This window comes from Bartonella sp. AA126HLJHH (genome assembly GCF_042197425.1).
Lineage (GTDB): Bacteria > Pseudomonadota > Alphaproteobacteria > Rhizobiales > Rhizobiaceae > Bartonella.
Window position 1 is genome coordinate 1 of record NZ_JBHIRU010000112.1, and the last position, 773, is coordinate 773.

Here is a 773-nt window from a genome sequence, read left to right on the forward strand (position 1 = left end):
GCGGCAGATAAAGCTTCCTCTTGACATGGATAACAACTGCGAAGACGCCGCACGGGACCGCTAAACCCTGTCTGATGCTTGACTTGGCATTGCTGCCCTTTTGCGCGATCAAAATAAGAAGCTTCAATAGTGCCGTATTGCGTACGTGGCTCTAGGGTAAATTCCCAGTTAGAACAGTCGTGCTTATGAAGTTCAAGGGCTGGTAAATTGTCACCGCTTAAAAATAAAAACTTATGGTCTTTGATCAAAAAACGCGCCCGCATGCGATCGGCAAGGCGGGTTAAAAAATCAACAGCCGATTGATCTGTACGAATCACATAAGGAAGAGTTTGTTTGATAAATTGTGGACTGACCTTTGCTTGATAGCCATGGCGTTTGGCAAGTGTCTCAACAATCTCACCAACAGTTTTGTGATCAAAATGTTCACTCGCTTGTTCTTTGAGTTCTTTACGCATCGAGGCGCTTTTGCCACAAAGGCGCAAAATCTCTCCATCACTGCCACCAATACTCACCACCGACTCAACAACAAAACGCCCCATAAAGGCACTGATGCTGTTCTCATAGCCAAAAATCACTTGCAGAGTGCTGTTGCTTGAGGGAACCTCTAAATCATTGCCACTATCATCAAACTCTGCTTCAAATGTATCGGCTTCATTGCCGGCATGGTCCGTAATGGTTGCGGTTAAAAGACGCTGATAAAAAACCTCATGAACAAGCTTATCCCCCACTCTCACCTCAATAAAAGGATGCGTGCGCATTAATCCCATAACCGC

1 protein-coding gene is annotated in these 773 nt (G+C 45.4%); it reads right to left on the reverse strand.

From position 1 onward, the window contains the following. A partial coding sequence (locus ACFIQC_RS10015; protein WP_375707147.1) for a late control protein occupies window positions 1-758 on the reverse strand: 758 nt, incomplete at its 3' end. Between the last annotated feature and the right edge of the window lie 15 nt (window positions 759-773).